Origin of the sequence: Muribaculum sp. An289 (assembly GCF_002159555.1) — a bacterium.
GTDB lineage: Bacteria > Bacteroidota > Bacteroidia > Bacteroidales > UBA932 > Merdivivens > Merdivivens faecigallinarum.
Genome location: NZ_NFIV01000008.1, coordinates 87,070 through 113,176, shown reverse-complemented (window position 1 = coordinate 113,176; position 26,107 = coordinate 87,070). Strand labels below are relative to the sequence as shown.

Genomic DNA, 26,107 nt, shown 5'->3' with positions numbered 1-26,107 from the left:
CCGGACTGCGGTTCTGGGATACGGTGGCCGCGGCGGGAATGCGTGGTGTAGCGGTGAAATGCATAGATATCACGCAGAACGCCGATTGCGGAGGCACGTCGCGACGCCGTGATCGACGCTGATGCACGAAAGCGTGGGGATCGAACAGGATTAGATACCCTGGTAGTCCACGCCGTAAACGATGATGGCCAGCCGCCGGGGCGGAGGCTTCGGTGGCGAAGCGAAAGCGTTAAGCCATCCACCTGGGGAGTACGGCCGCAAGGCTGAAACTCAAAGGAATTGACGGGGGCCCGCACAAGCGGAGGAACATGTGGTTTAATTCGATGATACGCGAGGAACCTTACCCGGGCTCGAACGGCGGCCGGATGGGACGGAGACGTCCCAGTCTACGGACGGCCGCCGAGGTGCTGCATGGTTGTCGTCAGCTCGTGCCGTGAGGTGTCGGCTCAAGTGCCATAACGAGCGCAACCCCTGCCGCCAGTTGCCATCGCGTAGTGGCGGGCACTCTGGCGGGACTGCCGCCGCAAGGTGCGAGGAAGGTGGGGACGACGTCAAATCAGCACGGCCCTTACGTCCGGGGCGACACACGTGTTACAATGGCGGCCACAGCGGGGAGCGACGCGGCGACGCGGAGCGGATCCCGAAAAGCCGTCCCAGTTCGGATCGGAGTCTGCAACCCGACTCCGTGAAGCTGGATTCGCTAGTAATCGCGCATCAGCCATGGCGCGGTGAATACGTTCCCGGGCCTTGTACACACCGCCCGTCAAGCCATGGGAGCCGGGGGCGCCTGAAGCCCGTGCCCGCGAGGAGCGGCCAAGGGCGAAACCGGTGACTGGGGCTAAGTCGTAACAAGGTAGCCGTACCGGAAGGTGTGGCTGGAACACCTCCTTTTTGGAGCTTTGGATACAAGCTCACTCGAAATAGTCTTTAATTTATATCATGCATCCCTGTGGATGCAATAACAGTCCCGTAGCTCAGTTGGTTAGAGCACTACACTGATAATGTAGGGGTCAGCAGTTCAAGTCTGCTCGGGACTACAGGTTTGATAAGTTTTTTTCGGGGGTATAGCTCAGTTGGCTAGAGCATCTGCCTTGCAAGCAGAGGGTCGTCGGTTCGACTCCGACTATCTCCACAGATGATTTCAGGCGGTTGCGCGGAAGCGTAGCTGCCTGTTTTCGGTTTAATACGCTGCTTCGTTGTCATACGCTGCTTAACCGGCCCCGCTATATCGTTTGTTACAGCAGAAATTTTGGACCAGCGGATAATACCGGTCGGAATCTTCCGTGGCTTCATTTCTCGCCCGTGACCCGAACAAAATCAACTTTTTCCACCCCATAGCCAGCTATTGTTTTTGTAAAAGGTTGATAATAAGCAATTTATAAAAATAACCTCTGCGCTTGGGTACTTTCTGAGGCACCCAAAGACAGCCTGGATTTTTTGTAAGTTATTGATTATCAATTATTCCGTAAGCGGCCGGATGGCTGTGGGGTGGAAAATGATACGACAAATTCCTATTTTTCCTCCTCATTCCACTTCAACTACTTTTCCATTCCTTTTCCCGTCATTCTTTCAGCGGAGATGTTGTTTCCCAGCCCACCGTAAACGAAACCGTGGCGTGCAAGAATAGTGTCAAACCGAGAACGCCCCGACTTAACTATATCGCTTGTAAATAACTGTATGTCAATATATTATCAAAAATCCAAAAATCCTTATTCCCAGCGAAGTCCACGTGGATGTCGCTCGGAACAAGGATAATTTGTTGCGGTTTTATAAAATGCTACAAATTAATGGATTGCGTAGATATGGTCAAAATTGACCTGTTTCCGGTTTTACCGATATTATCCGCTGGTCCGAAATTTTGGCCGCTTGTCCTATATCGTTCGTGACAGCAGCAGGCAGATTTCTTCCAGATATTTCCGGTCTGTGTCGTCGAATGCCCCGATAAAGGCGCTGTCGATGTCCAGTACCCCTATTATTTCACTGTCGCCGGCCGTTTTCCTGAAAACCGGAACTACTATTTCCGAGCGGGACCGGCTGCTGCATGCGATATGCCCCGGAAATTCATCTACATCCGGTACAACCAGGGTGCGTCTTTCTTTCCATGCCGTTCCGCAGACTCCGCGGCCGCAGGCTATCCTTGTGCAGGCTATGGGGCCTTGGAATGGACCCAGCACGAGGGTCTTCTCATGTTTGTCCGCGTTGCCGTCTTCGGCAGCCGTTGCATTTTTCACGAAGTAGAACCCTGTCCACAGATGCCCGAATGTGGCGTGCAGGGCCGCCGCACAGTTGGCGGTGTTGGCTACGATGTCGTTTTCCCCATCGAACAGTGCCCTAAGCTGTGGCAGCAGGGCTTCGTATTTTTCTTGTTTGCCTCCGGAGGCAATAAAAAGATTTTCAGCCATTTCTTCCGAATTTTCCCGTAAAAATACTATTATTTTGCAACATTTGGATTTCCCGATGCATCTATAGGATGTTTTATTTGACGGAAAGCCGACGGATGGTACAAGGGCGGCTTCCGGTCGGATGATGTGGAAATCAATCTCAGAAAGAAAAATATATGAGGCTCGGACTGAAAAACAAACTGATGCTGGACCTTTACCGTCCTGTAGTTGCGGAAGATGCCAGGACACATGTCCTGAGGCAGCTGTTTTGGGAGTGTACCCTGAAATGCAATATGCAGTGCCGTCATTGCGGAAGCGACTGCAAGGTTTCATCGACAGTACCCGACATGCCTTTCGCGGATTTCAGGAAGGTTCTGGAAAGGGTGGCCGGCGCATACGACCCTCATAAAATCATGGTAGTGATAACCGGCGGCGAGCCTCTTATGAGGAAGGATTTGGAAAAATGCGGGCTTGAGATATACAAGCTGGGATTTTCATGGGGACTGGTTTCGAACGGAAGGCTCATGTCCCCCAAAAGATTCGATGCCCTGCTGGCGGCCGGGCTCCATTCGGCGACGATAAGCCTTGACGGTTTTCAGGAAGAGCACGATTGGATGCGCGGGGTCAAAGGGAGCTTCGCCTATGCTTCGCAGGCCGTGAAAATGCTTGCAAACGAACCGTCTGTCGTATTCGATGTCGTGACCTGTGTCAACAAACGCAATTTTCATACACTCCGCGAATTCCGCGATTATCTTATATCGGTAGGGCTGAGGCGGTGGCGGCTCTTTACCGTTTTCCCTGTAGGCCGCGCGGCCGACGACCCGGAGCTTCAGCTGGACAACGACGAGTTCAGGCAGCTGCTGGATTTCATAGTGGAAACCCGCAAGGAAGGCAGGATAAAGGCAAACTATGCGTGTGAGGGCTTTCTCGGCCCGTATGAGGGCAGGGTCAGGGACAATCTCTATTCCTGCAATGCCGGGATTTCAGTCGCTTCGGTACTTGCCGACGGCTCTATTTCGGCGTGTGCGAGCATCAGGAGCGATTATCATCAGGGCAATATCTACAAGGACGATTTCGTGGACGTGTGGGAAAACCGTTTCCAGCCGTACCGCGACAGGTCGTGGATGCGGAAAGACAAGTGCGGCGACTGCCGGTTTTTCAAATATTGCCTCGGAGGCGGGATGCATCTTCGGACGGATGACGGAAAACTGCTTTTCTGCCACATGGACAGACTTGGCCGGTAGCAGGCGATTAATAGAATAGGTATTAACCATAAAACAGCATATTATGACATTAAGGAAAATTTTCTCTACGGTCTCGAAGTTTCTGCTTGTCTCCGTTTTCGGCCTGTCATCGTGCATAGGTGCGGTGGAATACGGAAGCCCGTATGCCGAATATGAACTGAAGGGCAGGGTGACGGACGAGGATTCGAATCCTATACCGGGCATCAAAGTGTCTTTGGAGCACCCGAGTTCTATTTATGAGGCGGATACGACCGATGTTTCGGGAGAATTTGAATTCAACAGGGTGGTCATTTTCCCTCCTGGTGACAAGATGAAAGTGTTTTTCCAGGATGAGGACGGGCCTGAAAACGGAGGGGAATTCGCCCTTGACAGTCTTGAACTGGACGTTTATCAGATAGAAGATGGCAGCCACTGGTATAAAGGGGCGTTCAAATCCGATGATGTGGAAATCCGCCTGAAGAAAAAGGAGTAGGCGGGGCTTTCCAATTGCGGAGAAAAACGTATCTTTGCCGGAGCAAAGAGCGAGGTTATGATACTTGAATCCGTTTCATCCCAGTGGAAAGATTACCGTCTGATTGATTCCGGTAATTTTGAAAAATTGGAAAGGTTCGGGAAGTACGTTGTAAGGCGTCCCGAGCCTAAAGCCTTGTGGAACAGGAGTATGTCCGAGCAGGAATGGACACGTCTCCAGGATACGCGCTTCGAGACAGGGGCCGGATTCGGAAAGGCAGGGAAAGAGGATAGCGGTACATGGCACAACAAGGGCAGGATGCCCGAGCAGTGGGAGATATCGTATTCTTCCCCGGATTCCGAAAAACTTAGGTTCTCGTTGCGGCTCGGCCTGACCTCTTTCAAGCATGTCGGGGTTTTCCCTGAACAGGCTCCGAATTGGGAATTCATTTTCCGGCAGACTTCCGATATTGTTGCAGGACACAGAAATGCGGGAGACAGTTCTCCTGTCAAGGTTTTGAACCTGTTTGCCTATACGGGTGCAGCATCGCTTGCCGCCAAATGCGCGGGAGCCGATGTTACCCACCTCGATTCCGTGCGGCAGGTGGTTACATGGGCCAAGGACAATATGTACCGCAGCGGCCTCGACAATATCCGCTGGGTGATTGAGGACGCGCTGAAATTTGCCAGGCGGGAGGCGAAAAGGGGGAATAAATATCAGGGTATAATCCTCGATCCCCCGGCTTACGGCCACGGTCCCGACGGTGAAAAATGGAAGTTGGACGACCTCCTTTTCGAAATGATGGAAAATGTTTCCTCGATTCTGGACAGGGATCGGTCTTTCCTGCTGCTTAACCTGTATTCGAACGGTTATTCCGCCGTGCTTGCGGATACCATAGTGAGGGAGGCCCTGCATCTCGGAAACGGGAGTGCGGCGGTTGATTACGGAGAACTTGTCCTGACGGACGATTTCGGTAAGAATCTGCCGCTTAGCGTATTTTCAAGAGTCGTGATTTGATGGAATTTTAAAAAAACTTAGACAATAATTATGATAGATTTTCTTGCCATTCACTGGAATGTGAGTCCTGAGATTTTCCACATAGGCTCTTTTGCCGTAAGGTGGTATTCCCTTTTGTGGGTGGTCGGTTTCGTTCTCGGCTGGTATATTTTCAAATGGTATTTCAAGAGGGAAGGGCTGCCGCTGTCCCTTTTGGACCCTTTGCTGATAACTCTGATTGTGGCTTCGATAATCGGGGCGCGCCTGGGGCACTGCCTTTTCTATGACCGGGCCTACTATCTTGCGCATCCGCTGGAAATACTGATGATATGGAAAGGCGGGCTGGCGAGCCATGGAGGGGCGATTGCCATTGTCCTCGCGATGTGGTGGTATGCGCATAAATACGGCAGGAAAAACGGCTTCGATACGTTGTGGATTTTAGACAGGCTTTGCATAGCGGTCTGCTTCGTCGGCGCCCTGATAAGGATAGGCAACCTCATGAACTCGGAGATTTGCGGCAATCCTACGGACCTTCCGTGGGGCTTCATTTTCGAGAGGGCGGGCGGCACCGTACCGCAGCATCCTACCCAGATATACGAGGCTCTGGCGTATACGTTACTCGGCTTCGCTTTGCTTGCAATGTACAGGTACATGCTGCCGAAACTGAAACGCGGAACCATTCTCGGGATATTCTTCATCGTGCTCTTCGGCGTGAGGTTCCTTATAGAATTCATAAAAGAGCCTCAGGTCGAGTCCGAAGTAGGGCTTTCGCTGAATTATGGCCAGCAGTTGAGCATTCCGTTCATTATCATAGGCATAGGACTGCTCGTGTGGAGCCTCATATACGGCAAGCCGGCTACGGTCGATAAAGTCGAGACTCCGCGCAAGCCAAAGGAGCCTACGCATTATGCCCATGCGGTGAAAAAATGACCCCAAAGGAGTAATTTCAAGCGTAATGCAGAAAGCACCTTTGGGGTTCATCCCCTTGAAGGGTGGGGCATCTTCTTGAAGTGCGGTCCATCCCCTTGAAGCGTCAGAGGGGGTATGCTCAGAACATTTTCCCGAGATATTCCTTCAGGGCGGAAACATATTTTTCCAGGGCCTCACGCCCTGTTTCCGTAAGGCGGCAGGAGGTACGCGGTTTCTTTCCGACTATTTCCTTGCGTACTTCGATGTAGCCGGCTTCGGACAGTTTGTCTATCTGTACGCTCAGGTTGCCGGAAGTGGCCTGTGTATTTTCCTTCAGATAATTGAAGTCGGCTTCTTCGACAGAAAGCAGCAGGGAGATTATCGCGAGCCGCAGTTGCGAATGCAGCAGGGGGTCGAGTTCTTTCATGGTTATTTTATTTTACTTCTTACTATGTGGGCCGGGATTGCCATGAATGTCAGGAACGACAGGCCGAAGAGGAAATTCCACAGATTGTCGCAACTGCCGTCCATCAGCATGTAAACTGCTGCAACAAGACCGGTAAGCGGCGGCCATACAAACCATTTTTCCTTAATGACGAGTCCTGTCATCGAGGTCCCGATTCCTCCGTAGATAATCGCGAGCGGCATCATTAACGAGAAGTTTATTTCTTTTGTCGCTACTATGCCTATCAGGAGCATCGCTATCAGTGTCAGGCCAAACATGCTGCCTATCACCTTCCATATATTGCCAAGCATTCCGTCGATGTAGGTCGTGACTTCAGGTTTTTTGCGTTTTCCCGAAAATGTAGTCCACAGGTACGGCAGGAACATCGCGAACCATACGAACATGAATTCCATTTTCCCGGTAAAATGTATCAGCAGCCATGCAATCAGTGAGACGGCGGCGGCCGTGTAGCCGTAGAACAGGAATGCGTTGTAGTCCTGTTTCATTGCGGCTCCTTCCTTGGTCTTGCGAATCATTTCCGAAATGAGTTCGAGACTTTCTTTTTCGTTGATTTTCTTGTCTTCCATAATGCTTACAATTTTAATTACTTTAAAAAACAAACCAAATAATTTTGAAAAAACAGGACTTGTGCGCGCTTGTCTGTCTTTGATGGTGCAAATATAAACAAGTTTATTCTATAAACAAAATAATTTTTTAGAAGCAGTTTAAAAATTTTTCTCAGAAATTTGAGACATGCTTCCGTGCAGGTTTTTTGCCGTTTTTTGAGGAGAATAGCAGCGCTATTTTACGATAAAAATGGCGGAAAGATGCCGGAATGGTGTCATAAAGAACTTTTGAAAAAATTTCAAACAGCTTCTTAAGCTGTTCCGGAAAGTGCATTGTACTGGAATGTAGCCGGGGTAGTGCGTGGGCCATAGGGGAAAGTGCCGTGAATTCGTGGGAATATGGTTCACTTTCCCGGGGAAAAACGGCGAGAATGGGGGTGGAATCAATATTATCGAGGGGAAAGTGCCCAAGAAAACCGGCAAATTGGTTCACTTTCCGGGAAAGCAAAGACAAAAAAATCATAATTTTGCATCGATGTTAATAGGTGCTGTGTCATGATCAGGAAAATTACGGAATCGGATTATCCTTGTCTCATCGACATCTGGGAAAGTGCAGTGTCGGCTACGCATGATTTTCTGGACAGGAAAGATTTTCTCTATTACAGGGAGCATCTTCCGGGATATTTTGAATGCGTGTCCCTGTATGGCTTTGAACAAGACGGTGTCCTTGCCGGTTTTGTTGGTGTGGCGGAAGGCAATGTCGAAATGCTGTTTGTACATGACGATTTCAGAGGCAGGGGGATAGGGAAGTCTTTGCTGCAATACGCCGTGTCCGGGCTCTGGGCTTGTAAAGTCGATGTAAATGAACAGAATACACAGGCTGTCGGCTTTTACATGCATTTGGGTTTTTCCATTGTCGGCCGGTCGGAGACGGACCCGGATGGGAAGCCGTATCCAATCCTGCACCTGGGCCTGAAGTAAAATTTTTAGTTTGAAGTAAAATTATTTGGGAGATATATTATGAATGGAAAAGAAATCCCGGTTCTGCTTCTGACGGGTTATCTCGGAAGCGGTAAGACTACTTTGGTAAACAGGATACTTTCCAATGCGAAGGGAATCAGGTTTGCTGTCATAGTCAATGATATAGGAGAGGTGAACATAGATGCGGAGCTTATCCAGCAGGGCGGTGTGGTAGGTTCAAAGGACGACAGCCTTGTGGCGTTGCAGAACGGCTGCATCTGCTGTACACTCCGGACCGACCTTATCGAGCAGATTACCGAGCTTGTGAGGATGGACAGATTCGATTATATAGTAATAGAGGCGAGCGGAATCTGCGAGCCGGAACCGATTGCCCAGACTATTTGTACGATTCCCACGCTTGGCGGGATTTATACCGAAAACGGCACCTGCCGTCTCGATTGCATAGTCACGGTAGTGGATGCGCTGAGGATGCGGGACGAGTTTTCGGGCGGAAATGCCCTGATACGCAAGGATTATGGAGAGGAGGATATAGAAAATCTGATAATCAGCCAGATAGAATTCTGCAACATCATACTTCTGAACAAGGTTTCTGAGGTTTCGGAGCAGGAGCTTGCGGTAATGAAACAAATCCTGAGGACACTTCAGCCAGGGGCGGAAATCATGGAATGCGATTATGCCGGTGTGGATATTGAAAGGCTTTTGGATACCGGGCTTTTCGATTTCGACAGGGCAGCAATCTCTGCCGGCTGGATAAGGGGCATAGAGAGCGAGGTTTCGGAAGAAGAAGAGGCTGAGGCGCGCAGAGGCCATCATGGCAGTGATGGCCACGTGCATGACACGCACGAGCATGAACATGGCCACGAGCACGCCCATGGCGGGCACGGGCATCACCACCATCACGACGAGGGCGAGGCGGAAGAATACGGGATAGGCACTTTTGTCTATTACCGCCGGCCGGCATTCGATATCAACAAGTTCGACAATTTCATCGCAAAGCATTGGCCGGCCGGCGTGATACGGACGAAAGGGATATGCTATTTTACGGATAACAGGGACATGTCCTATATGTTCGAGCAGGCCGGAAGGCAGAAACAGTTGAGGGAGGCGGGCCAATGGTATGCAACGGCGCCGGCCGAAGACCTGATACGGCTCATGCAGCAGGATCCGGGATTCATGCGGGACTGGGATGAACAGTACGGCGACCGTATGCAGAAGATAGTGTTTATAGGCAGGGACATGGACGAGGCGAAGATAAAGGAAGAACTCGACAAGTGCCTTGAAAATTATTGATACGGGGCCGGACCTCCGTTAATTCCGCGACAGGAGATATTCGCCGGGGGCCACCCCGGTGATTTTTTTAAAGACGAGGTTGAAACAGTCGAGGTTGCGGAAGCCGAGACGGCGTGCGACGTATGCCGGGGATGCGGTAGGTTCGAGGAGCATTTTTCTGGAAAGGGCTATCAGTTTCAAGTCAAAATATTCCCGAAGGGTTTTCCCTGTCTGGAATTTAAGCATGTCGGCAAAATAATCTTCCGAAAGCCCGAGTTCGGCCGCACATGTCGCGGCCGATGGAAAGATGCGCCTTTCCAGTTTTCCTGAACAGATGAAGCTGTCCAGAAAAGAATCCATCTTTGCGAGCAGGCCCTTGTTTGTTTCTTCGCGTGTTATGAACTGCCGTTCGTAAAACCGTGTGCAATAGTCCAGAATAAGCTCGATATGCCTTGCCAGCAGGATTTTGCTGTGGGTGTCTTCCGGATAATGCAGCTCCTCGTCCATCAGAGCCAGACATTCGGTTATCTTGTTTTTCTCGCGCAGGGAAAGGTGCAGCGCCTCTTCGCGGCTGTAATTGAAGAACGAATATTTTTCCAAATCCCCGGAAGTGCTGGTGTCGCAGAACAGTTCCGGGTGGAAGGCCAGCATCCATCCCTTTTCCTGAAGCGTGCATCCCTCCTCCATGCCGAATGGCCTTTCGGGGGAAAGGAATATCATCGTGGCATCCGAAAAATCGCAGTTCCCGCACCCGCAGCACTTCCCTTTCCCGTTTTCATGCTCGATCAGCAGTACGGCGTAGAATCCGAAGCGTACTTTGCCGGTGCAGGGCAGCCCGCGGTTTTCGCCGAGCCGGATGATGCAGGCCTGCGGATAGACGGTCCTGCCTCCGAGGCGGCAGTTACATTGATGCACTGTCTTTATATCCAGCATGTCTGTACTCGTTAGGTGTATTGCCGGTGTGTTTCTTGAAGACCCGGCTGAAATGCTGAGGGTACTGGAAGCCGAGACTGTAGGCTATTTCGCTCACGCTCTTGTCCGTCCCGATGATCATGTCCTTGGCCGCATCCATTATCCTGCCCTGTATGTATTCCTGGGCGGTACGTCCCGTCTCTTTCTTTATGAGGTCTCCGAAATAGTTGGGGGAGAGGCAGATTCTGTCAGCAAAATATTTTACCGTCGGCAATCCCTCGGACTGCGTTTTCCCGGAATGAAAATAATCGTCGAGCAGTTCGTCGAATTTTATAACGACACTCTTGTTGACGGCGGACCTCGTTATGAACTGCCGTTCATAGAACCGCATGCAATAGTCCAATAGCAGTTCTATGTTTTTGGAGATAAGCAGTTTGCTGTGCTTGTCTATTGGGTGGGCGAGTTCCATCGAAATCTTGTCAAGGCAGTCGTTGAAAATCATTTTCTCGTCATCCGAAAGGTGCAGGGCTTCGTTCGAGGAATAGGAGAAAAACGAGTAATGCCTGATTTCCCGCCCGAGCGAGGTCCCCCTTATCAGGTCCGGATGGAAGATGATTCCGCGGGCGAGCGGTTTTACGTTTTCATCCATCGTGACTTCGACAACCTGCCCCGGGGCGAAGCTTGTCACCGTCCCTTCCTGATAGTCGTAGGTCTGCCTTCCGTATCTGAGGTCGCCGCACTTTACCTGTTTCAGGTAGAGGGCGTAAACTCCGTAATTCATGGTGAAGTGTTTCGGGAATTTCGTCGCTTTCGCGAGGTCTATGACAGCTACGAGCGGATGCTGGGTTTCCAGTCCGAAGAGCCGGTTGTAGGTATCCACGTTGTCGAGTCTTATTATTTCTTCCATATTCCTGAATTTTTCCGGAACCTGCCGTGGCTCCGATGTTTCCGGTACAAAAATACCTGTTTTCCATAAAAAGAGTATCCCTTCGGATGCGCAAACCGTAAATTGTGTACTGATATCAGTAAAACGTGTATTAAATTTGCCCCGTTTTCAAAAATTACGGGTAAATGCGGCTGACGAAAAACAAGGGCGACCTGACACAGGGAGGGATAACAAGGACCCTTCTGGCCTTCACGCTTCCGATGATGGCCGGGTCCCTGTTGCAGCAGTGCTACAATATAACGGACACCCTCATTGTCGGGCAGTTCGTCGGTTCCCGGGCCCTTGCGGCGGTAGGTTCGGCCTATACACTTATGGTGTTTCTGACGTCGATATTGCTGGGGCTTTCGATGGGAAGCGGCACGGTGTTTTCGCAGCAGTTCGGGGCCGGGAATTTTTCCGGCATGAGGCGGAGCATTTTCATGTCTTTCGTGCTGACGGGCGCCATCACCGTTGTTTTGAACATAGCCGTATTCGTGTGGATAGACCCCATATTGGGGTGGCTGAGCGTGCCCGAAGACGTTTACGGGATGATGCGCAGCTACCTTGTAATCATTTTCGCCGGCATTGTGTTCACTTTTCTGAGTAATTTTTACTCTTCCCTGCTCCGTGCCGTAGGGGATTCCATGACACCTTTGATATTTTTCGCCGTATCGGCGGTTCTGAATATCGGTCTCGACCTGTTCTGCATCCTTGTCCTGGACATGGGCATAGAGGGCGCGGCGCTTGCGACGGTGATTTCGCAGGGCACAGGTGCGGCGCTGATAGTCCGGCATACGTACAGGAAACGTCCCGAGTTGCGCCCGAGGAAGGAGGACATGCGTTTCGACAGGACGGGTTTCATGGAAATACTTTCGTTTTCCTCCCTCACCTGTATCCAGCAGTCGGTGATGAATTTCGGCATCCTGCTCGTCCAGGGGCTCGTGAACAGTTTCGGTACCGTGGTGATGGCCGCTTTTGCCGCCGCCGTGAAAATAGATTCATTCGCCTATACTCCGGTGCAGGAATTCGGGAACGCCTTTTCGACCTTCATTGCGCAGAATTTCGGCGCCGGCAGGAAAGACCGTATCCGGCGCGGCGTGCGCAGCGCAGTGGCGACCGTGGCTGTTTTTTCCGTATTGGTGTCGGTGGCGGTGTTCATCTTCGCCCGTGCCCTGATGCTGATTTTCGTAAGGCCCGAAGAGACGGAAATCATCCGTACCGGCATGGAATACCTCCGCATCGAGGGGGCGTTTTATGTCGGCATAGGGATTCTTTTCCTTCTTTACGGTTATTATCGCGCAATAAGGAAGCCGGGCATGTCGGTAGTGCTTACGGTCCTCTCCCTCGGTACGCGGGTCGGACTTTCATACTGGCTCGCTTCTATTCCGTCAATCGCCGAGACCGGAATCTGGTGGTCCATCCCTATAGGCTGGGCCCTGGCCGACATTGTGGGCATCGTATATTACCGTGTGTGCGGGAGGCATGAAAAGGCCGGTTCCATGAATGGCGGGGCTGCTGCCTGAGCGGTCCTGTCCTTTTTGTCGTTATTTTTATTCTAAAATGTCATTATCATATTTTTTCGGACTATATGGATGGCGGCTTTTGAATTTTTCCGTAAATTTGTAAAATATTGTTGCCTGTTATGAAATTTGTTCTGAAAATATTTTTTCTGACTTCTATATGTCTTTCCGCTTCCCTTGTCGGGGCGTTTCCGGTTTCCGCGCAGACTGCATCGAGACAATATACCCTGGACAGCTGCTATGTGCTTGCAAGGGACAATTATCCTATGATGAAGCAGTATGGCATCATACAGAAACTCGGGGAATTGTCGGTCAGGGATGCGCTCTCCTCCTATATTCCGCAGATTACTCTCGGCGGGGAGGCCGCCTATTACAGCGACGTGGTGGCTTTTCCCGAAAAAATAGAAGCCCTGTTCAGCCAGTTTGCGGGAATGGACTTCGAAGGGCTGAGGAATGACCAGTACAAGGTGCTGCTGGATATCAACCAGAACCTTTGGGACGGAGGCTATTCCGGAGCGAAGAAAGCAGCTGCCATTGCCGAGGCGGAGGTTTCGGCGATGAAGACGGCCACCGAGCTGTACGGGCTTAAAAGCCGTGTGACCGAGGTGTATTTCGGCATACTTGCCACCGGGGCGATGATCGAGCAGAACGATGTAGCCGCCGGGATTCTGAAAGACAACAGAAACATACTGCAAGCCTGCGTGGAGAACGGGGTGGCGATGGAAAGCGACCTTGATGCCATCGATGCGGAAATCCTGGCCAATGGGCAGAACCGTATCCGGCTCGTCGGTTCAAGGGATACCTACATACGCCTTATGTCCCTGATTACGGGCAGGCCGATGGATACCGATACGGAGTTTCTCGTCCCCGAGGAAGCCCTTTACCGGCAGGAATACGGGGAAAACGAGGTAAAACGTTATGAGCTTGCGCTTTTCGATGCTCAGGAGGCCTCCGTGGCGGCACGCAGGAAGATGGTCAATTCGTCGGTCATGCCGTCCTTCAGCCTTTTCGCGCAGGGATATTACGGTTATCCCGGAATGAATATGTTCGACGACATGCTGAATTACAAATGGGGGTTCAACGGCGTGGTAGGCATCAGGTTCAGATGGAACATTTCCGGCTTCTTCACTAAGAAGAACCATCTGGGGCAGCTGGATCAGTCCCTCCGGACGATTGAATTGCAGCGTGAGACCTTCCTTTTCAACAACCGCCTGGAACAGGCCGGGAAGAGTGCGGAGATAGAGCAGATGCGTTCCATAATGGAGCAGGACGAGAGGATTATCGGGTTGCGCCGTTCCGTCCGGGAGGCTTCAGAGGCCAGGCTTGCCAACGGGACGATTACTGCCAACGACCTTGTAAGGGACATTGCTGCGGAAACCAAGGCGCGGCTTGACAGGTCTCTCCATGAACTGGAATACCTGCAAAAAATATATGAAATGAAATATATAGTGAACGATTAGATAAAATGGTCATGAAAATAAATGTTTTAACAAAATATCTGCTTTATGCCGGCCTTGCCGTGATGGCGGCTTCGTGCAAGGACGGGAACGGTGCGGCGACGGCCTCCGGTACTTTCGAGGCCGAGGAGATAACGGTTTCTGCCGAGGCTTCAGGAAAACTTGTCTCCTTCACGGTGCGTGAAGGGCAGGAGGTCTCGGAAGGGCAGGTGCTCGGGCAGATTGATTCGCTCAGCCTTTACCTTAACAAGGAACTTCTGGAGCAGAACATAGCCGCTCTGGAAACCGGCAAGCCTGATGTGGAGGCGCAGATCGGGGTGATGAAGGCCCGGCTGGAAAACGGCAGGCATGAGCTGGACAGGCTTTCCCGTCTTTTGGAGTCGGATGCCGCTACCCGCAAGCAGTATGACGATGCGGAGGCTTCCGTCAGTGTTCTGGAAAAGCAGATCGAGGCCACCGAGTCATCGCTCAACAGCAACATTGCAAGCATAGATGCGCAGATAGCAGGTCTGAAGATACAGATAGCGCAGGCGGAAGACATGCTGTCCAAGTGCAGGATAGTCTCGCCTGTGGACGGTACGGTGCTTTCGAAATATGCCCATGAAGGGGAACTGGCTTCTGCCGGAAAGCCGCTTTTCAAGGTCGCCGACCTGGAGCATGTGTTCCTGAGGGCCTATTTTACTTCGGGGCAGCTGAAAGACATCTCGTTGGGGCAGGACGTGAAAGTCACCGCCGATTTCGGTGGCGGCAAGGTCAGGGAATATCCCGGGAAAATAGTGTGGATTTCGGCAAAAAGCGAATTTACTCCAAAGAGCATACAGACCGATGACGACAGGGAAAACCTCGTCTATGCGGTAAAGGTGGCGGTCGAGAATGACGGCTACATCAAGATAGGCATGTTCGGAAAGGTTATATCACGGTAGTTCCGGTTTATGGCAGAGTTGGCCGCATACGGTGTCAGTAAATCATACGGCAGGACGAAGGCACTCGACAGCATCTCCTTCGAGACGGAAAGAGGTGAGATTTTCGGTATAATCGGGCCTGACGGGGCCGGCAAGACGACCCTTTTCAGGATTATGACTACTTTGGTCCTTGCCGATTCCGGCACTGTCACAGTGGCCGGTTACGATGTTGTGAAGGATTTTGCGGAGATACGCCGTATCATAGGCTACATGCCGGGGCGTTTTTCCCTTTACAAAGACCTTTCGGTTGAGGAAAACCTTTCGTTTTTCGCTTCAGTTTTCGGAACTACGGTAGAGGAGAACTATCATTTGGTGGAAGGCATTTACCGGCAGCTCGAACCTTTCAGGAAACGCCGTGCGGATGCCTTGTCGGGAGGGATGAAGCAGAAGCTCGCCCTTTGTTGTGCGCTGATACACAAGCCCCGGGTGCTCTTCCTCGACGAGCCGACTACGGGAGTGGACCCCGTAAGCAGAAAGGAGTTCTGGCAGATGCTCGACAATCTCAGGCGCCAGGGAGTCACGATAATAGTGAGCACTCCGTATATGGACGAGGCAGGCATGTGCGACCGCATAGCCCTTATGATGAACGGGCGTTTCCTGAAGATAGAGACACCTGAAAACATGATAAGGCAATACGACAACACCCTGTTTTCGGTGCGCTCCGGCGACAATGCCTCCCTGCTCAGGCAGTTGCGCGGCATGCCCGATATCAAGGGCTGTTATCCGTTCGGCGAGTCGTTGCATGCGGTGGCGGGAAAGGATTTTGACATATCCTCCCTTCGGTCGAGGCTGGTGTCGGAGAGCGAGGTCCATATCGAAAGAATCAGGCCTACGGTCGAGGATTGTTTTTTGGAATTGGCGGAAAAATAAAAATAACACGCAGAAAGAGTCATGGGCGGAAATGTCATAGAGGTCGAAGGGCTGACAAAGGTATTCGGGGATTTTACCGCGGTGGACCACATCTCGTTTTCCGTGGCCAAGGGGGAGATATTCGGTTTCCTCGGGGCGAACGGGGCGGGGAAGACCACTGCCATGAAGATGCTTTGCGGGCTCAGCCGTCCTACATCGGGCCATGCGACGGTTGCGGGTTATGACATAAATACGGAAGCCGAGGAAGTAAAGCGGAACATCGGCTATATGAGCCAGAAATTTTCCCTTTACGAAGACCTTACCGTTTATGAAAACATCGAACTTTTTGCCGGCATATACGGCATGAAGCGCAAGGACATTTCCCGTAAGGCCGTGACGATTCTGAAAAAACTCGGTTTTTATTCGGAAAGGAAGACCCTCGTGAAGTCGCTTCCGCTCGGGTGGAAGCAGAAACTTGCATTTTCGGTCGCGATTTTCCACGGACCGAAGGTAGTTTTCCTCGATGAACCTACGGGGGGAGTGGACCCGGTTGCGAGGCGGCAGTTCTGGTTCATGATATACGAGGCCGCGGAGAGGGGCATAACGGTTTTCGTCACCACGCACTACATGGATGAAGCCGAATACTGCAACAGGATTTCCATAATGGTGGACGGGAGGATAGAGGCATTGGACACACCTGCCGCCCTGAAAAGGAAATTCGGGACAGATTCGATGGATTCGGTATTTTATCAACTCGCCCGCGGGGCAAAACGGAGTGAATGACGATGAAACAGTTTTTCGCATTCGTAAGAAAGGAGTTCCGCCATGTGCTGCGTGACAAGAGGACGATGCTGATACTGCTCGGAATGCCCGTCGCGCAAATCATCCTCTTCGGTTTCGCCATTTCTACCGAAATAAGGAACATCGATACGGCTTTGCTCGTCCCTGATATGGGGGAGAATGTCAGGAAACTGTCTGAAAAATTCGATGCCAGCGATTATTTTTCAATCGTTACCGTCATATCCGACGAAGCGGACATAGACGGGCTTTTCCAAAGGGGGGATGCCGATCTGGTGATAGCGTTTTCCCCTGATTTCGACGAAAACATGTATACCTCCGAAGGAAGTTCCATCCGTCTGATTGCGGACGCGACCAATACGAATGCGGCTTCGGCCATGACCATGTACGCTTCGAACATCATCGGGGATTATGTCTCCGGCATCGCGGCTTCTTCGGGAATGTACGGGGTTTCCGGCGTACAACCCAACATCAGGATGCTTTACAATCCGCAGATGCGGAGCGCCTATACCTTTGTTCCGGGTGTGATGGGGCTGATAATCATCCTAATATGTGCGATGATGACCTCCGTTTCGATTGTCCGTGAAAAGGAGACAGGTACCATGGAGCTGCTTCTTGTTTCCCCGACCAAACCGATAGTGGTGATTATGGCCAAGATGGTGCCTTATTTCGTAGTCTCCATGGTGAATTATCTTACCATACTCGCTTTGTCGGTGTGGCTGCTGCATATTCCGATATCGGGAAGTTTCTGGGCGCTGACATTGTTGTCCGTAATCTATATCGTTCTTTCCCTTGCATTGGGACAGCTGATTTCGACCATTGCGAAGACCCAGGTGTCGGCCATGCTGATGTCCGGCTTCATGCTGCTGGTGCCTGTGCTGTTTTTCTCCGAGCTTCTCTTCCCAGTGGACAGCATGCCTCTCGTTTTCAGGTGGTTTTCCGACCTGATTCCTGCAAGGTGGTATGTGATAGGGGTGAAGAAGATAATGATAGAGGGCCTGCCTATGTTCTATGCCGCAAGGGAATTCATAATACTTTCGGTAATGGCGGCCGTGATATTGGGGGTAAGTTTAATGAGATATAAAAACAGGATGTGATGGCTCTCGGATTTTTATTGGCTAAGGAATTCAAACAGTTCATCCGCACCCCGATTTTCATCGGGCTGACCCTTGTCTTTCCTGCTGCCATAATGCTGGTGATTCCGTGGATAGTCAGCATGGATATCAAGAATATCAGCGTAATGGTGGTGGATAACGACCGGAGCGGGGCCTCTGCGGATTTCATAGGTGCGATAGGGGCCTCGGGCTATTTCATAATGGAGGGGCTTGCCGCCGATTATGATGAGGCGCTGCAACATGTGGAACTCTCGGAGACGGATGCGGTCATAGTGATTCCGGACGGGTTTGAGCGTGACCTGCTTTTTGAGGGTGGGGCGCCGGTACAGGTTTCCATTAATGCTGTCAACGAAACCCGCGGTACCCTCGGTGCGAGCTATCTCGGTGCAGTTTGCGCCGGTTTTTCCGCTGATTTTTTTGCTTCCCATGCCTTTGTCGCCGGTAATCCTTCCATGCAGGCTGCCGGGCCGGTTCCGAATATCGAGGTTTCCGTACAGAACCGTTACAATCCGATGATGGATTACAAATGGTTCATGATTCCGGGGCTTTTCGTCATCATCCTCGTGATGCTGTGCGGCTTCCTTCCGGCTTTGAACATAGTCGGCGAGAAGGAGAAAGGTACAATCGAGCAAATCAACATAACCCCTGTCACCAAACCTGTGTTCATCCTTTCCAAGATGATTCCGTATTGGATAATGGGCGTAGGCGTGCTTTCGGTGGCGATGGTTCTTGCATACGTTATCTACGGTCTCGCCCCTCAGGGCAGCATCTGGGTGATAGCCGCGTTTTCCGTCATTTTCGTATTTTCCGTATCCTCTTTCGGCCTTGTGGTGTCGAATTATTCCAATACTACGCAGCAGGCGATGTTCGTGATGTTTTTCTTCATCCTCGTCTTCCTGCTGATGAGCGGGCTGCTTACCCCTATAGAGTCCATGCCGGAATGGACCCAGGTGATTACATACGTCAATCCGTTGAGGTACTATATCGAGATGATGCGCGGAGTATACCTGAAAGGCGCGGCATTCGGGGACCTTTTGCCTCAGTTCTGGGCTTTGCTGGCCTTCGCGGCAGCCCTCGGCGCGTGGGCCGTGGCAAGTTACAAGAAACAGTCGTAGGCTTCGTACTGCGGGCTTTATTTCGGCGCTATCGGGCTTTATTTCGATGCTATCCTATTTCGGCGCTATCCTGTAAAGGAAGGCCGCGACGAATGCATAGAGTATGTTAGGCACCCACATTGCGAGTCCTGGCGGCAATGTCCCGGTGTATACGAACATTTCGCTGAATTTCATAAACAGTATGTAGGAAAAACTCAGGGCTATTCCCACTCCGAGGTTCAGCCCTATTCCCCCGCGCCGTTTCTTTGAAGAAAGCGAAACCCCCATTACCGTAAGGATGAAGGCGGAGAACGGGAGGGACAGTCTTTCGTGTTTTTCGATCTGGGCGTATTGGACATTCTTGTCCCCGCGCATTTTCTGTGTGCGTATCAGGTCGTTGAGTTCCCGGTACGAGAGGGTCTCCACGGTATTTTCCCTCCGGTAGAAATCCTCTATCGTAAGTGCTATCGTCGTGTCCATCTGCTTGCCGCTTCTGACAATCCTGTCGTTTTTGGTCTCGTCATACTCGCGGATGAAATATTTTTTCAAGGTCCAGCATCCCTTTGTCGAATCCCAGGTGGCCGATTCTGCGGAAACCTTGGAAACCAGTCTGTTGTCCTTTATTTTTTCGAGGGTGAACCGGAAGGCCGTATTGTTCCAGGTGCTGAAGGATTCGACGTATGCGAACTCTCCCGGAGCTATCTGGTAGTGGATATCCCTTCCGCTGTTGTGGTATTTTTTCCCTTTGATATACTGTGTCTCGAAGGCAATCCTTTCCTCGTTTGCGTGCGGTATGATAAACAGATTGAGCCCGAGTGAAAACAGGGCTATTATGGCGGCGGAAAACATGTACGGCACCATGAGGCGGTTGAAACTGATGCCTCCTGCCAGTATGGCTATGATTTCCGAATTGCCGGCGAGTTTCGAGGTGAAGAAAATCACTGTCAGGAATACGAACAGCGGGCTGAACATATTCATGAAGTACGGGATGAAATTGCAGTAATAATCGAATATGATGGCCTTCAGCGGCGCTTCGTTTTCCACGAAGTCGTCTATCTTCTCGCTGATATCGAAGATTATGACGATACCTATTATTAATAACAGGGCCACAAAGAAAGTCCCGATGAATTTCTTTGAAATATAGATGTCGAGTATTTTCGGTTTCAGTCTCATTCGGTTACAGTCTTGTTGATATCCGTTTTACGGTTTCTTCCTTCCACGTTTTGAAGTCTCCGGCCATTATGTGCCTGCGGGCCTCCCGTACAAGGGCGAGGTAGAACGCCAGGTTGTGCTCGGATGCGATTTGTCCGGCAAAAATCTCTTTGGCAATGAACAGGTGCCTCAGGTATGCTTTGCTGTAATATCTGTCTACGAAAGAGTCTCCGTCCGGGTCTATCGGGGAAAAATCGTCCGCCCATTTCTGGTTGCGCATGTTCATGATGCCGTTCCATGTAAAAAGCATGCCATTCCTTCCGTTGCGGGTAGGCATCACGCAATCGAACATGTCCACGCCCCTGTCTATCCCTTCGAGTATGTTTGCCGGTGTTCCTACTCCCATAAGGTATCTCGGGCGGTCGTCCGGCAATATGGGGCATACGGTTTCGAGCATTTCGTACATCACCTCCGTGGGCTCGCCGACGGAAAGGCCTCCGATGGCGTATCCCTCCCTGTCCAAAGAGGCGGCATGTTCCGCGGCCTCGCGGCGCAATTCGGGATACACGCATCCCTGCACTATCGGGAACAGCGCCTGAGGATATTCATAAAGCGGTTCGGTCCCGTCGAATCTTTTTATGCATCTTTCCAGCCACGCCTTTGTGAGGGCGAGGGAGTTTTTTGCATACTTGAAATCGGCGTTGCCCGGAGTGCATTCGTCGAGGGCCATCACTATGTCGGCCCCGATAATCCTTTGGGTATCCATGTTGTTTTCAGGTGTGAAAACATGCCTCGACCCGTCTATGTGGGACGAAAACGTGCAGCCCTCCGGTGTAAGTTTCCTTATTGGGGAAAGCGAGAATATCTGGAAGCCACCGCTGTCCGTAAGTATTGGCCTGTCCCATGAAATGAATTTATGGAGTCCTCCTGCCGCCTTCAGAATGTCCAGGCCGGGTCTCAGATACAGGTGGTATGTGTTTCCGAGTATGATTTGCGCGCCTATGTCATCTTTGAGATCCCGGTGATAAATGCCTTTTACGGACCCTACAGTACCTACAGGCATGAAAATGGGTGTCTCTATCTCTCCGTGCGCAGTGTATATCTTTCCGGCCCTTGCCGCCGAATCCTTGCAGCAGGCTATTTTCTCGAATCTCATTCCAATGTGAATTAAATATTTGGCAAATATACGCAGAAGCCGAGAGCAATGCAAATTCATTTGCATTGGCATGTTTCGTCCGGAGGAGACGGGAGGCCTTGGACTCACGGATACAACGGGCGGAACATGTAATGCAAGCCGTCGGGCTTGCATTGCCGAGGCGTGAACCGTATTTCCGGCGTAGCCGAATATCGCAGAAGCTGAGAGCAGAGCAAATGAATTTATTTTTTTCTTATCTTTACAACCCGATACCGGTTTGCAGCGACGGGACAATTAAAGGCGTTAGGAAAATCGAAAATGATAAGACAAAATATATGAAGACGATTAAGCCAAGACTCATTGTGATGAGTTTTCTTCAGTTCGCCGTGTGGGGGGCGTATCTGACTTCCATGGGGAGCTATCTGAGCAGGATAGGCCTCGGAGAGAAAATAGGTATCTTTTATGCCATGCAGGGCATAGTGTCCATATTCATGCCGGCGATAATGGGTGTCATTGCCGACAGGTATGTCAGGGCCGAGAGGCTTTTGGGCATATCGCATTTCATAGCGGCCGTCGCGATGTTCCTTACGGGTTATACCGGGCTGGCTGCCGCGCAGGCAGGAGGTGTCCCGGAATTCGGAGTGATGTTCGCATTTTATTCCGTATCAGTGGCATTCTACATGCCGACGATTGCCCTGTCCAACTCGGTATCCTACTCGGCACTGACGAAATACGGTTATGATACCGTGAAGGATTTTCCTCCGATAAGGACTTTCGGAACCATAGGTTTCATCTGTGCGATGCTCCTTGTCAATTTTTCAAAATCGGAAGGGATTTCATTCCAGGACAGTTATATGCAGTTCTTCGTTTCCGCGGCTTTCGGACTGGTGCTCGCTATCTATGCCTTTACGATGCCGGCCTGTCCGGTTTCGAAAAACAAGGGGTCGCTGTCTTTTGTCGATGTGTTCGGGCTTAAGGCCTTCACTCTTTTCAAAGAACGCCGGATGGCGATATTCTTCGTGTTCTCGATGCTGCTCGGAGTCTCCTTGCAGATAACCAACGGTTACGGGAATGCATTCATTTCGAGTTTTCAGGGAAGTGCAGACCCGGTGATTGCAGGTTCGTGGGGGGCCCGCAATGCCAATGCGCTTATTTCGTTGTCGCAGCTTTCAGAGACCCTGTGCATACTGATGATACCGTTCTTTTTGAAAAAATTCGGTATCAAGACAGTGATGCTTATAGCCATGTTCGCGTGGGTGCTCAGGTTCGCCCTTTTCGGAGCAGGAAATCCTGGCAGTGGGGTCTGGATGTTCATCCTTTCGATGATTGTCTACGGAGTGGCCTTCGATTTTTACAATATATCCGGTTCGTTGTTCGTGGACAAGGAGACCGAGCCGGAAATCCGTTCATCGGCCCAAGGACTGTTCATGCTGATGACTAACGGTTTCGGTGCCACTATTGGCACGCTCGGAGCACAGGCCGTGGTAAACCATTTTGTGTACAGGGCGGAGGTGCCGGACTGGTCGGCCGCCTGGTACATATTTGCTGCCTACGCATTGGTGGTTGCCGTTACTTTCGCTTTGGTGTTCAGGGAGAAAAAACATCCTTCAAAGGTCTGAAGGACGGAAGTCGAGGGTGACAAGGACTTTTGACGGGTGGCTGAATTCAAGGGCCACCCGTTCTTTTGAGGAACGGTTCAGTGTCGCCTGCCACCAGTTCGTGAACCTTACGTTTTCTGTCTGCCATTGCAACCCGTCGGAGACGAGCCTGAGCGAGGAGTCCGGAGAGAAAACCGATACGGCCCTGCCTGTACCGCATTCGAAACTCCCGCTTCCGGTCATCGGGAAGGCGATGCAGTAGTCGGAAATCATGCGGAGTGACACCTGTCCGTCCTTTACCGCCTTGTGTCCGGCGTATTCCATGAGCAGGCCCATGTTCCCTATCGTGTGGTCTTCCCTCAGTCCTGTGGCGCCGATAAAATTTATCCTGTAGCGGTATGAAGCCGGCGCGTTGTCGGGAACGCCCAGTGCGTTATTAGGAACGTCTGGCGCGTTGTCCGGAATGTCCTGTGCGTTGTCCGGAGCCGATGCTGCGGCGGTGTGCGGCCTGCGGCGGATGTCCTCGGAAATCCAGTCCATTGCCGTTTCGAAAGCCTTGGTCTGGTCGTTGGTCTCCTGGTCGGGATTCGGTTTCAGGACCCCTTTCGCGGAAAGAAAGCCTTTCATTTCGGGCTTTATGGAATCCATGTCTCCGGTTACGATGCAAGGCAGTGAGAGTATCCGGTCTTTCAGACCGTAAGTGTCTTTGGCGGCGGTGAAACGCGAGAAGGCACCGTCGCAGAATATGACAAGACGGCATTTGCAGATGAATCCGTAAATGGCTTTCTTGCGGGGGAATCCTCCGTTTCCTATGATGGCAATGTCGCCTATGTTGGCAGTGCGGTCCATTGAGATTACAACTATGCCTTGATTTGTGTTATGACAGCCTTGACTTGCACTATGGCAGCTCTGACTTACGTTATGACAGCCCTAACTTACACTATGACATGATTTTCAGGCTCCCTGAACCCGAGAAGGAAGGCTTCGATATCCATGCGCTTCTTGCCGGACATCTGGATGTCCTTGAGAAGTACGGTCCCGTCCGTGACGGTTATTCCGAGATAATGCTTTCCGTCCGAAACGATGCTGCCGGCCGGTTTCCCATTATCCTGCGGGATGAATTCGGCACTGAATACCTTTACGGTGACGGCCTTGTCTTCACCGTTTTTCCTTATTTCGAAAAATGCTCCCGGATACGGACTAAGGCCGCGTATGAGGTTCACCGCCTTCTTTCCGTCGGAATTCCTGAAATCTATATGGCAAAGCTCCTTGGTGAGCTTAGGGGCCGGTTTGAGCACTTCGTCCGGGGACATCAGCATGTCCTGCCTGCGGAGCTCGGTCTTTCCGTCAATCATGGCCTCCACGGTGCGCAGAAGCAGTTTCGACCCGACTTCCTTCAACTTGTCGTGCATTGTGCCGGCATTGTCTTCAGGCTGGATTTTTATCTGTTCCTGAAGAATGACCTTTCCGGTGTCTATCTCCTTGTCGATGAGGAAGGTGGTGACTCCGGTGACTTTCTCCCCGTTGATGATTGCCCAGTTGATCGGGGCTGCCCCGCGGTATTGCGGCAGGAGGGAGGCGTGCAGGTTCACGGTGCCGAGGGAAGGCATTTTCCATACGGCCTCAGGCAGCATTCTGAAAGCGACCACGATGAAAATGTCCGCCTTTATCTTTTCGAGTTCGCTGATGAATTCCGGGCCTTTCAGGGATTGCGGCTGCAACACCGGTATCTTGTGCTCCACGGCATATTTTTTTACCGCGCTTTCATTTATCTTAAGCCCCCTTCCGCTCGCCTTGTCGGTGGCTGTGACCACGGCGGCTATCCTGTATCCCGTTTTCCTTAATTCGTCCAGAGGCTGTACGGCGAATTCGGGAGTTCCCATATATACTATCTTCACTTTTCTGAGTTTTCCTGTAATCTTGTTCTTTATGCGCTTGAACCATATCTTGAATGCATCGGTATCGAGGATGTCCGAATCGTTTATGGCTTTCCACGTTATGAAACCGCCTATCGGTGCGAGGACGAATGTGGAGAGGAAGGCTCCTATCCATGCGTTTACGGCTCCGTCGTTCTGTAACTTGGTGCTCGAAATGTCCACGACCCAATACAGGACGAAAAACAGTATGGATATTATTGCAGGGGTGCCGAGGCCTCCCTTGCGGATAATGGCGCCGAGAGGGGCTCCTATGAAGAAGAGCACGAAACATGCGAGCGCCTGCGAATATTTTTTCAATATCTCGATGTCTATTCTCCGCAGCAGGTATATGTCGCTGAACGTTTCCCTTGAGTATGACTCCATTGTGGAGATGTATTTGTTGCTCGCCGATATCGCTTCCTTGAGGGCGTCCCTTTCTTTGGAAAGTTCATCCCATTGGCAGACTTTCAGCGAGTCGTAAGGCAACGGGACGGATATGTTTTTCCCGAATGCGGTATCGTATTGCTTCAGATAGCGCAGGTTGCTGTTTGTCAGCAGCCGGCCCCTCTGGCTGACTACCGTGCTGTCGAAATGCCTTCCGATTGAATCCCGGTCCTGCGTAAGGCCTTTGAGGTTCATCGCCTTTACCTGGTCGGAGTATTTTCCTTCGGAGGATTTCTGGAAAGTATAGTTTTCCAGCGGGATGACGAGTTCCTGTTCGGTGAAGTCTATCTGCTGGAGCTGGTAAGTCGTGTCCCGGTACTTTCTCGTGTTGGTTTCATCGTAGCTTATCCCGCTGTAGAGATTGAAAATCAGGTAATCCTTTTGCGGGGACATTTTCATGGAGCCTGAATCCGCTATGGTAAGGCTCAGGTTTCCGCGGCTTCCCGAATGGTTGTAGACCATTACGCCGTACATCATTCCGGACTTGTCGTCGCGGCCGTCAATCCTGAGCGTGTAGCCCTCGACCCCGTCGTAAAACACACCTATCGGGATTTTTATTTCGTCCTTTTTCCGTCCGATGTCGTCGCGCAACGTGAAAATCTTGTTGTATGCTACCGGGGTAAGGTTGTTGGATGCGAAAAAAGCCCCGATGCTTATGAGCAGGGAAACGCAGGTGAGGGGGACGAGCACCCTTTGCAGCGAGATTCCGGCAGCCTTTATGGCCAGCAGCTCATTGTTTTCCCCCATGGTGCCGAGAGTCATCATGGAGGCAAGCAGGGTGGCGAGCGGAAGTGCCAGCGGCAGCATCGTTGCGCCTCCCCAGCCGAGAAATTCGAGTATTACCCCCAATGAAAGCCCTTTGCCGACAAGTTCGTCTATATACAGCCAGAGGAACTGCATCATCAGTATGAATACGACGATGAGCAGCACCATTATGAAGGGGCCTATGAAAGATTTTATTATGAACCTGTCTAATATTTTCATCCGG

Annotated in this window: 22 protein-coding genes, 2 tRNA genes, 1 rRNA gene and 2 pseudogenes; 17 read left to right on the top strand and 10 right to left on the bottom strand. The window is 51.3% G+C overall.

From position 1 onward, the window contains the following. The 3 genes from B5F83_RS10705 to B5F83_RS07895 all read left to right on the top strand — a co-directional run. Positions 1 to 891 (top strand): 16S ribosomal RNA (locus B5F83_RS10705); the annotation flags it as partial. A gap of 72 nt (positions 892 to 963) precedes the next feature. Beyond that, positions 964 to 1,037 (top strand) — tRNA-Ile (locus B5F83_RS07900). Between the two features lie 21 nt (positions 1,038 to 1,058). Next, positions 1,059 to 1,132 (top strand) — tRNA-Ala (locus tag B5F83_RS07895). A gap of 739 nt (positions 1,133 to 1,871) precedes the next feature. Here B5F83_RS07895 and B5F83_RS07890 read toward each other — a convergent pair. Continuing rightward, positions 1,872 to 2,402, bottom strand: a complete 531-nt coding sequence (locus B5F83_RS07890) for a GAF domain-containing protein (RefSeq protein ID WP_087279007.1) — start codon at positions 2,400 to 2,402, stop codon at positions 1,872 to 1,874. A gap of 155 nt (positions 2,403 to 2,557) precedes the next feature. Here B5F83_RS07890 and B5F83_RS07885 point away from each other — a divergent pair, with 155 nt between their 5' ends. Genes B5F83_RS07885 through lgt form a run of 4 tightly spaced genes read left to right on the top strand, consistent with a single transcriptional unit; the run spans position 2,558 to position 6,002 of the window. Continuing rightward, positions 2,558 to 3,625, top strand: a complete 1,068-nt coding sequence (locus B5F83_RS07885) for a TIGR04133 family radical SAM/SPASM protein (RefSeq protein WP_087279010.1) — start codon at positions 2,558 to 2,560, stop codon at positions 3,623 to 3,625. Between the two features lie 43 nt (positions 3,626 to 3,668). Beyond that, complete coding sequence (locus tag B5F83_RS07880; RefSeq protein WP_087279013.1) at positions 3,669 to 4,097, top strand: radical SAM-associated putative lipoprotein; 429 nt, start codon at positions 3,669 to 3,671, stop codon at positions 4,095 to 4,097. A 57-nt stretch (positions 4,098 to 4,154) separates the two neighbouring features. Next, the gene (locus tag B5F83_RS07875) at positions 4,155 to 5,093 is read left to right on the top strand and encodes an RsmD family RNA methyltransferase (RefSeq protein ID WP_087279016.1); all 939 of its coding nucleotides are present in this window, start codon (positions 4,155 to 4,157) and stop codon (positions 5,091 to 5,093) included. A gap of 30 nt (positions 5,094 to 5,123) precedes the next feature. Beyond that, the gene (gene lgt, locus B5F83_RS07870) at positions 5,124 to 6,002 is read left to right on the top strand and encodes a prolipoprotein diacylglyceryl transferase (protein WP_087279018.1); all 879 of its coding nucleotides are present in this window, start codon (positions 5,124 to 5,126) and stop codon (positions 6,000 to 6,002) included. Positions 6,003 to 6,120: 118 nt separating this feature from the next. Here the strand turns inward: lgt and B5F83_RS07865 are convergent, their stop codons facing one another. The 3 genes from B5F83_RS07865 to B5F83_RS07855 form a co-directional block, all read right to left on the bottom strand. After that, a complete protein-coding gene (locus B5F83_RS07865; protein WP_087279021.1) occupies positions 6,121 to 6,408 on the bottom strand; it encodes a transcriptional regulator in 288 nt (95 codons plus the stop codon). Positions 6,409 to 6,410: 2 nt separating this feature from the next. Further along, the gene (locus B5F83_RS07860; protein WP_087279024.1) at positions 6,411 to 7,013 is read right to left on the bottom strand and encodes a hypothetical protein; all 603 of its coding nucleotides are present in this window, start codon (positions 7,011 to 7,013) and stop codon (positions 6,411 to 6,413) included. Between the two features lie 151 nt (positions 7,014 to 7,164). Continuing rightward, positions 7,165 to 7,515 (bottom strand): hypothetical protein, encoded by a 351-nt coding sequence (locus B5F83_RS07855; RefSeq protein ID WP_143822566.1) that lies wholly within the window; start codon positions 7,513 to 7,515, stop codon positions 7,165 to 7,167. A 32-nt stretch (positions 7,516 to 7,547) separates the two neighbouring features. Between B5F83_RS07855 and B5F83_RS07850 the strand changes: the two genes are divergently transcribed. Together B5F83_RS07850 and B5F83_RS07845 are read left to right on the top strand one after the other, a co-directional pair. Then, positions 7,548 to 7,973: a GNAT family N-acetyltransferase gene (locus B5F83_RS07850; protein ID WP_087279030.1), complete on the top strand. Its 426-nt coding sequence runs from the start codon at positions 7,548 to 7,550 to the stop codon at positions 7,971 to 7,973. Positions 7,974 to 8,012: 39 nt separating this feature from the next. Then, positions 8,013 to 9,263 (top strand): GTP-binding protein, encoded by a 1,251-nt coding sequence (locus B5F83_RS07845; RefSeq protein ID WP_087279033.1) that lies wholly within the window; start codon positions 8,013 to 8,015, stop codon positions 9,261 to 9,263. A gap of 18 nt (positions 9,264 to 9,281) precedes the next feature. Here the strand turns inward: B5F83_RS07845 and B5F83_RS07840 are convergent, their stop codons facing one another. Together B5F83_RS07840 and B5F83_RS07835 are read right to left on the bottom strand one after the other, a co-directional pair. Beyond that, positions 9,282 to 10,175 (bottom strand): helix-turn-helix domain-containing protein, encoded by an 894-nt coding sequence (locus tag B5F83_RS07840; protein WP_087279036.1) that lies wholly within the window; start codon positions 10,173 to 10,175, stop codon positions 9,282 to 9,284. Next, positions 10,144 to 11,061 (bottom strand): helix-turn-helix transcriptional regulator, encoded by a 918-nt coding sequence (locus B5F83_RS07835; RefSeq protein ID WP_087279039.1) that lies wholly within the window; start codon positions 11,059 to 11,061, stop codon positions 10,144 to 10,146. The genes B5F83_RS07840 and B5F83_RS07835 overlap by 32 nt, the downstream gene beginning before the upstream one ends. A 164-nt stretch (positions 11,062 to 11,225) precedes the next feature. Between B5F83_RS07835 and B5F83_RS07830 the strand changes: the two genes are divergently transcribed. The 7 genes and pseudogenes from B5F83_RS07830 (at position 11,226) to B5F83_RS07800 (ending at position 18,895) form a co-directional block, all read left to right on the top strand. Next, positions 11,226 to 12,602 carry an MATE family efflux transporter gene (locus tag B5F83_RS07830; protein WP_087279042.1) on the top strand — a complete coding sequence of 459 codons (1,377 nt, stop codon included), beginning with the start codon at positions 11,226 to 11,228 and terminating at the stop codon, positions 12,600 to 12,602. 119 nt (positions 12,603 to 12,721) lie between these two features. Further along, positions 12,722 to 14,059: a TolC family protein gene (locus tag B5F83_RS07825; RefSeq protein ID WP_087279045.1), complete on the top strand. Its 1,338-nt coding sequence runs from the start codon at positions 12,722 to 12,724 to the stop codon at positions 14,057 to 14,059. Positions 14,060 to 14,070: 11 nt separating this feature from the next. After that, positions 14,071 to 14,979 (top strand): HlyD family efflux transporter periplasmic adaptor subunit, encoded by a 909-nt coding sequence (locus B5F83_RS07820; RefSeq protein ID WP_087279286.1) that lies wholly within the window; start codon positions 14,071 to 14,073, stop codon positions 14,977 to 14,979. A 9-nt stretch (positions 14,980 to 14,988) separates the two neighbouring features. Continuing rightward, positions 14,989 to 15,666: pseudogene (locus B5F83_RS07815) on the top strand (ABC transporter ATP-binding protein); the annotation flags it as partial. A gap of 255 nt (positions 15,667 to 15,921) precedes the next feature. After that, a pseudogene (locus B5F83_RS07810) lies at positions 15,922 to 16,650 on the top strand (ABC transporter ATP-binding protein); the annotation flags it as partial. A gap of 2 nt (positions 16,651 to 16,652) precedes the next feature. Further along, complete coding sequence (locus tag B5F83_RS07805) at positions 16,653 to 17,762, top strand: ABC transporter permease (protein ID WP_087279290.1); 1,110 nt, start codon at positions 16,653 to 16,655, stop codon at positions 17,760 to 17,762. Beyond that, positions 17,762 to 18,895, top strand: a complete 1,134-nt coding sequence (locus B5F83_RS07800) for an ABC transporter permease (protein ID WP_087279054.1) — start codon at positions 17,762 to 17,764, stop codon at positions 18,893 to 18,895. The genes B5F83_RS07805 and B5F83_RS07800 overlap by 1 nt, the downstream gene beginning before the upstream one ends. Positions 18,896 to 18,949: 54 nt before the next feature. On the opposite strand, the gene B5F83_RS07795 is transcribed toward B5F83_RS07800, so the two are convergent. Both B5F83_RS07795 and tgt read right to left on the bottom strand, forming a co-directional pair. Then, positions 18,950 to 20,047, bottom strand: a complete 1,098-nt coding sequence (locus B5F83_RS07795; protein ID WP_087279057.1) for an LptF/LptG family permease — start codon at positions 20,045 to 20,047, stop codon at positions 18,950 to 18,952. A 4-nt stretch (positions 20,048 to 20,051) separates the two neighbouring features. Next, complete coding sequence (gene tgt, locus B5F83_RS07790; RefSeq protein WP_087279060.1) at positions 20,052 to 21,182, bottom strand: tRNA guanosine(34) transglycosylase Tgt; 1,131 nt, start codon at positions 21,180 to 21,182, stop codon at positions 20,052 to 20,054. A 131-nt stretch (positions 21,183 to 21,313) separates the two neighbouring features. Here tgt and B5F83_RS07785 point away from each other — a divergent pair, with 131 nt between their 5' ends. Further along, positions 21,314 to 22,780: an MFS transporter gene (locus B5F83_RS07785; protein WP_343234017.1), complete on the top strand. Its 1,467-nt coding sequence runs from the start codon at positions 21,314 to 21,316 to the stop codon at positions 22,778 to 22,780. On the opposite strand, the gene B5F83_RS07780 is transcribed toward B5F83_RS07785, so the two are convergent. Together B5F83_RS07780 and fmt are read right to left on the bottom strand one after the other, a co-directional pair. Then, complete coding sequence (locus B5F83_RS07780) at positions 22,769 to 23,608, bottom strand: hypothetical protein (protein WP_087279063.1); 840 nt, start codon at positions 23,606 to 23,608, stop codon at positions 22,769 to 22,771. The genes B5F83_RS07785 and B5F83_RS07780 overlap by 12 nt on opposite strands. Before the next feature lie 86 nt (positions 23,609 to 23,694). Continuing rightward, positions 23,695 to 26,103, bottom strand: coding sequence for a methionyl-tRNA formyltransferase (gene fmt, locus B5F83_RS07775; RefSeq protein ID WP_087279066.1), 2,409 nt, complete (start codon positions 26,101 to 26,103; stop codon positions 23,695 to 23,697). Positions 26,104 to 26,107 lie beyond the last annotated feature (4 nt).

Excerpts from the sequence above, each read along its gene's own strand:
- tgt (WP_087279060.1), bottom strand. The coding sequence starts at position 21,182 with ATGAGATTCGAGAAAATAGCCTGCTGCAAGGATTCGGCGGCAAGGGCC.
- B5F83_RS07825 (WP_087279045.1), top strand. The coding sequence starts at position 12,722 with ATGAAATTTGTTCTGAAAATATTTTTTCTGACTTCTATATGTCTTTCC.
- B5F83_RS07875 (WP_087279016.1), top strand. The coding sequence starts at position 4,155 with ATGATACTTGAATCCGTTTCATCCCAGTGGAAAGATTACCGTCTGATT.
- B5F83_RS07835 (WP_087279039.1), bottom strand. The coding sequence starts at position 11,061 with ATGGAAGAAATAATAAGACTCGACAACGTGGATACCTACAACCGGCTC.
- B5F83_RS07855 (WP_143822566.1), bottom strand. The coding sequence starts at position 7,515 with ATGATTTTTTTGTCTTTGCTTTCCCGGAAAGTGAACCAATTTGCCGGT.
- B5F83_RS07850 (WP_087279030.1), top strand. The coding sequence starts at position 7,548 with ATGATCAGGAAAATTACGGAATCGGATTATCCTTGTCTCATCGACATC.
- B5F83_RS07845 (WP_087279033.1), top strand. The coding sequence starts at position 8,013 with ATGAATGGAAAAGAAATCCCGGTTCTGCTTCTGACGGGTTATCTCGGA.
- B5F83_RS07860 (WP_087279024.1), bottom strand. The coding sequence starts at position 7,013 with ATGGAAGACAAGAAAATCAACGAAAAAGAAAGTCTCGAACTCATTTCG.
- B5F83_RS07840 (WP_087279036.1), bottom strand. The coding sequence starts at position 10,175 with ATGCTGGATATAAAGACAGTGCATCAATGTAACTGCCGCCTCGGAGGC.
- B5F83_RS07880 (WP_087279013.1), top strand. The coding sequence starts at position 3,669 with ATGACATTAAGGAAAATTTTCTCTACGGTCTCGAAGTTTCTGCTTGTC.
- B5F83_RS07785 (WP_343234017.1), top strand. The coding sequence starts at position 21,314 with ATGCAAGCCGTCGGGCTTGCATTGCCGAGGCGTGAACCGTATTTCCGG.
- fmt (WP_087279066.1), bottom strand. The coding sequence starts at position 26,103 with ATGAAAATATTAGACAGGTTCATAATAAAATCTTTCATAGGCCCCTTC.
- B5F83_RS07885 (WP_087279010.1), top strand. The coding sequence starts at position 2,558 with ATGAGGCTCGGACTGAAAAACAAACTGATGCTGGACCTTTACCGTCCT.
- B5F83_RS07865 (WP_087279021.1), bottom strand. The coding sequence starts at position 6,408 with ATGAAAGAACTCGACCCCCTGCTGCATTCGCAACTGCGGCTCGCGATA.
- B5F83_RS07820 (WP_087279286.1), top strand. The coding sequence starts at position 14,071 with ATGAAAATAAATGTTTTAACAAAATATCTGCTTTATGCCGGCCTTGCC.
- lgt (WP_087279018.1), top strand. The coding sequence starts at position 5,124 with ATGATAGATTTTCTTGCCATTCACTGGAATGTGAGTCCTGAGATTTTC.
- B5F83_RS07830 (WP_087279042.1), top strand. The coding sequence starts at position 11,226 with ATGCGGCTGACGAAAAACAAGGGCGACCTGACACAGGGAGGGATAACA.
- B5F83_RS07800 (WP_087279054.1), top strand. The coding sequence starts at position 17,762 with ATGGCTCTCGGATTTTTATTGGCTAAGGAATTCAAACAGTTCATCCGC.
- B5F83_RS07805 (WP_087279290.1), top strand. The coding sequence starts at position 16,653 with ATGAAACAGTTTTTCGCATTCGTAAGAAAGGAGTTCCGCCATGTGCTG.
- B5F83_RS07795 (WP_087279057.1), bottom strand. The coding sequence starts at position 20,047 with ATGAGACTGAAACCGAAAATACTCGACATCTATATTTCAAAGAAATTC.
- B5F83_RS07780 (WP_087279063.1), bottom strand. The coding sequence starts at position 23,608 with ATGGACCGCACTGCCAACATAGGCGACATTGCCATCATAGGAAACGGA.
- B5F83_RS07890 (WP_087279007.1), bottom strand. The coding sequence starts at position 2,402 with ATGGCTGAAAATCTTTTTATTGCCTCCGGAGGCAAACAAGAAAAATAC.